The 4480-nt window shown below is 68.2% G+C and carries 6 protein-coding genes; 4 read left to right on the plus strand and 2 right to left on the minus strand.

The genetic code is table 11. The features are described from left to right. Positions 1-412 (plus strand): hypothetical protein (locus RMO97_RS14475; RefSeq protein WP_310541752.1); only part of this gene is annotated, 412 nt, incomplete at its 5' end. A gap of 143 nt (positions 413-555) precedes the next feature. On the opposite strand, the gene RMO97_RS14480 is transcribed toward RMO97_RS14475, so the two are convergent. Together RMO97_RS14480 and RMO97_RS14485 are read right to left on the minus strand one after the other, a co-directional pair. After that, complete coding sequence (locus RMO97_RS14480; protein ID WP_310541753.1) at positions 556-1527, minus strand: quinone oxidoreductase; 972 nt, start codon at positions 1525-1527, stop codon at positions 556-558. Between the two features lie 9 nt (positions 1528-1536). After that, positions 1537-2235 (minus strand): dienelactone hydrolase family protein, encoded by a 699-nt coding sequence (locus tag RMO97_RS14485; protein WP_310541754.1) that lies wholly within the window; start codon positions 2233-2235, stop codon positions 1537-1539. Between the two features lie 88 nt (positions 2236-2323). On the opposite strand from RMO97_RS14485, the gene RMO97_RS14490 reads away from it, so the two are divergent. The 3 genes from RMO97_RS14490 to RMO97_RS14500 form a co-directional block, all read left to right on the plus strand. After that, positions 2324-2578 (plus strand): DUF6489 family protein, encoded by a 255-nt coding sequence (locus RMO97_RS14490; protein WP_310541755.1) that lies wholly within the window; start codon positions 2324-2326, stop codon positions 2576-2578. After that, positions 2575-3909: a tRNA uridine-5-carboxymethylaminomethyl(34) synthesis GTPase MnmE gene (gene mnmE / locus RMO97_RS14495; RefSeq protein ID WP_310541756.1), complete on the plus strand. Its 1335-nt coding sequence runs from the start codon at positions 2575-2577 to the stop codon at positions 3907-3909. The genes RMO97_RS14490 and mnmE overlap by 4 nt, the downstream gene beginning before the upstream one ends. Before the next feature lie 272 nt (positions 3910-4181). Next, the coding region (locus RMO97_RS14500; protein WP_310541757.1) for an FAD-dependent oxidoreductase at positions 4182-4480 on the plus strand (299 nt) is incomplete at its 3' end.

Genomic DNA, 4480 nt, shown 5'->3' on the forward strand with positions numbered 1-4480 from the left:
ACGCGCCCTGGTCCCCGACGGCCTGCTGGTGGTGGAGGATGTGGAGTTCTCCGCCCATCTCTGCGAGCCGACTCGTCTCAGCTTCCGCCACTTCGTGCAGTGGTATGTCGCCTGCGCTCACAAGCGCGGCGCGGACGCCGAAATCGGCCCCAAGCTGCCGGGCATCCTCGGCCGCGCTGGCTTCATCGGCATCGAGGCCCGGATGGTCCAGCCGGCCGGCCTTACCGGTCCGCCCAAGGCCATGGCGGCCCTCACCCTGGCGGGGATCTCTGAAGCCGTTGAATCCATGGGTGTTTCACGTGAAACCCTGGTGGATTACATCTCCGACCTGGTGAAGGCGCGCGATGACCCCTCGGTGTTCATGAGTCTGCCCCGCATCACCCAGGCCTGGGGGTGGAAGCGCGAGGTTTAGAACCACCTCTTCCGCTCATCCCCGCGAAAGCGGGGACCCAGGCTTTTTCTCCCGGCTCAAGTCCTGGCACGCACCAAGCTGAAAAAGACAGCAAACCAAAAACACCTGGGTCCCCGCTTTCGCGGGGATGAGCGGGAATAGGGTCAGGGGATGAGCAAACTGGCCCCGACCGTGTCCCGGCCCTCCATCGCCTCATGCGCCTTGCGCGACTCCGCGAGCGGGAAGGTCTGGCCGATATCGATCTTGACCTGGCCTGATGCGATCACCGCAAACAACGCTGCGGCCGAGGCGTCCAGTTCCTCGGTGGTCAGCAGATAGTCGCCCATGGTCGGTCGGGTGAGGAAGACCGAGCCGGCCAGCATCAGCCGTGCGGGTGCGACGGGGGGTGGCGGCCCCGAGGCATTGCCGAAGCTGACGAACAGGCCACGCTTGGCCAGACTGCCAAGGGTGCCCTCAAAGGTCGCCGCGCCGACCGAGTCATAGGCCACCGGCACGCCCTTGCCATGGGTGATCGCTCGCACCTCGGCGGCCACATCGGCGTCGCGGTAGAGGATCACATGGTCTGCGCCCAGCGCCTTGGCCCGGTCGGCCTTGTCCTGCGACCCGGCGGTGGCGATCACCACGGCCCCCAGCGCCTTGCCCCACTGCACCAGGATCGAGCCCACCCCGCCGGCCGCGGCGTGAACAAGGATGTGGTCGCCGGGCTTCACCTCGTAGCAGCGCCGCAGCAGGAACTCCGCCGTCATCCCCTTCAGCAAGGCGCCCGCCGCGACCTGTGCGTCGATCCCCGCCGGCGGCTTGACCGCCCGCTCGGCGTTGACCGCGTGCAGCTCGGCATAGGCGCCGATGGGCCCCGAGGCGTAGGCGGCGAGATCGCCGACCGAGAAGCGGGTCACCCCCTCCCCCACCACCTCGACGACGCCGGCCCCCTCCATTCCCAGGCCCGAGGGCAGCTTCAGGGGATAGAGGCCCGAGCGGTGGTAGGTGTCGATGAAGTTCAGTCCGATGGCCTGGTTGCGCACCAGGATCTGCCCCGGCTTGGGCTCGGGGGCGGGGATGTCCACCAGCTTGAGGACTTCGGGACCGCCGGTGGCGTCGATCTGAATGGCGCGCATGGTCAGGACCTAGAGAAGGTGTTGCTGGAAGAAGGCGAGGCTGCGGCCATTGGCATGGCGGGCGGCGTCGGCGTCATAGTGCTCGCCGCCATGGCGGGCGAAGGCGTGGTCACAGCCGGGATAGGTATGGACGGTAACCTGCGGGTGGTTCTTCAGGGCCTGCAGGATGATGGCCTGGGCCTCCTTGGGGACGAACTGGTCGTCCTCGGCGATGTGCAGCATCAGGGGCCGTTCCAGCTTTTCGGCTCCTTCCAGCCGGTTCTCGATGCCGACCCCATAATAGCCGACGCTGGCGTCGGCGTCGGTGTTGGTGGCGGTGAGGTAGGCCAGCAGGCCGCCCAGGCAGTAGCCCACGGCGCCCACCTTGCCCGAACAGCCGGGATCGGCGCGGATATGGTCGATCACCGCGGCGATGTCCTTGACGCCTAGGTCGGGGTCAAAGGCGTTGAACAGTTCGAAGGCCTTTTTCCACTCGGCTTCCGACTTGTCGGTGATGTCGATCCCGGGCTCGATGCGCCAGAACAGGTCAGGACAGATGGCGATATAGCCCTGGTCGGCCAGGCCGTCGGCGATCTCCCGCATCACCGCGTTGACCCCGAAGATCTCCTGGATCACCACGATGGCGGGGGCCTTGGCGTTGGACGGCCGCGCCACATAGGCGTTGAAGTCGCCCTCCTCGGTCTTGAGAGTGATTGTTTCGCTCGGCATGGAGCCTCCGTTTGGCTTGTTCTGCGTTCGCTACTAGCGCGCGGCCGCCAGTCGCGGTCATAACTAATGCTTGAGGAAGGGCCCCGCCATGAAGATGACCATCGAGATCGACTGCACCCCCATCGAAGCCCGCACCTTCATGGGCCTGCCGGACGTCACCGCCTTGAACGACAAGCTGGTGGAGGAGATGCAGAACCGCATGTCGGCCAATATCAACATGCTCTCCCCCGATGAGCTCATGAAGAACTGGACCGCCTTCGGGGTCGGGGCCCAGGAGCAGTTCCGCAAGCTGATGTCCACCGCGGTCGACATGGGCATGGGCTCCGCCAACCGCCCGAAATGACCGACACTATCTATGCCGCCGCCACCGCCGCTGGGCGCGCGGCCGTGGCGGTCGTCCGGGTGTCTGGCCCTGCGGCGCGGGCGGCCGTGAAGGCCCTGGCTGGCAAGGCCCCGCGCCCCCGCTTGGCGGCGCTGCGCACCCTGAGCTCCGACAGCGGGCCCATCGACCAGGCCCTGGTGCTCTGGTTCCCCGGCCCGGCCAGCTATACCGGCGAGGATAGCGCCGAGTTTCACGTGCACGGCGGTCCGGCCGTGGTTTCCTCGCTGCTTGAAGCCTTGAGCGGCCTTGGCCACCGTCTGGCCGAGCCCGGCGAGTTCACCCGCCGCGCCTTTGAAAACGGCAAGCTGGACCTGGCCCAGGCCGAAGGCGTCGCCGATCTCATCGAGGCCGAGACCGAGGCGCAACGCCGCCAGGCCCTGGCCCAGGTGGAGGGCGCGCTGGGCCGCGCACACCAGCGCTGGCGGGGCGATCTGATCGAGGCCCTGGCCAATTTCGAGGCCGCCGTGGACTTTCCCGACGAGGAGGTCCCGGTCGAGGTGGCCGACCGCGCCCGGCCCCACCTGCAGCGCCTGATCGGCGAGCTTCACCTGGCCCTGGCGGACGTGGACCGCGGCGAGGCCATCCGTGAGGGCTTCCGTATTGCCCTGGTGGGCGCGCCTAACGCCGGCAAGTCCACCTTGCTCAATGGCCTCGCCGGTCGCGAGGCCGCCATCGTCACGGCGACTCCTGGCACCACCCGCGACGTCATCGAGGTTCCGCTGCGGCTGGCCGGCTACAAGGTGCTGCTGGCCGATACCGCCGGCCTGCGCGACACCCACGACGAGATCGAGGCCGAAGGCGTCCGCCGCGCCCGGGCCTGGGCCGCCGCCGCTGACCTGCGGATCTGGGTGGTGGATGGGGCGTCCTCGGCCATCGACCCGCCGCCGGAGGAGCTGAGCGCCGGCGACCTCTGCGTGATCAACAAGTCTGACTTGGGTCCCGGCGACGACACGGGTCGGGCGGTGGTGGAGTCCCGCGCCCTGGAGCTTGAACTGCACCGGATCAGCGCCCGCGACACCACCCATGTCGGCGTCATCCTGGCGGCCCTCACCGACCAGGTGCTCCAGCGTCTCTCCGGCGACGAGCTCCCGACTGCCACCCGCCTGCGTCACAAGGACCTGCTGACCGAGGCCCTGGCCCGGCTGGAGCACGCCCTGGCCGTTGAGGGCTCTCCCGAACTGGCCGCGGAGGACGTTCGCCTCGCCGGCCGCGCCCTGGACCGGATCACCGGTAGGATCGACCCCGAGGACGTGTTGGACCGGGTGTTCGCCACCTTCTGCATTGGAAAATAAGGTGTTTCACGTGGAACACTGCTGAGGGCCCGACTAGCTCCTCCTCTCCCGCTTGCGGGAGAGGGTGGCGTGAGGGCGCTTTCTGCAGCTCAGTTATAACTTCGAGGCCGAGACGCGCAGCCTTGCTGCGCGCGCCCTCACCCTACCCTCGCCCCCTGAACGGGGAGAGGAGGAGCTCACCCGGCGCCTCGGTAAGACTCTTTCACGTGAAACCCCCCGCCCCTTCCGCTATAGGAACCCCCCGCCCATATGGCGCGGATGCGGAGCTTGGCGTGACCTCCTGGGACGTGATCATCATCGGCGGCGGCCATGCGGGCTGTGAGGCCGCGGCGGCTTCGGCGCGGTTCGGCGCCCGGACCCTGCTGCTGACCCACAAGCTTGAGACCATCGGTGAAATGTCCTGCAACCCGGCCATCGGCGGCCTGGGCAAGGGGCATCTTGTGCGCGAGATCGACGCCCTCGACGGGGTCATGGGCCGCCTGGCCGACGTGGCCGGCATCCAGTTTCGGCTGCTGAACCGCTCCAAGGGCGCCGCCGTGCGCGGCCCCCGGGCCCAGATCGACCGCAAGCT

This window comes from Phenylobacterium sp., from assembly GCF_031425575.1.
In the GTDB taxonomy this organism is placed as follows: Bacteria; Pseudomonadota; Alphaproteobacteria; order Caulobacterales; family Caulobacteraceae; genus Phenylobacterium.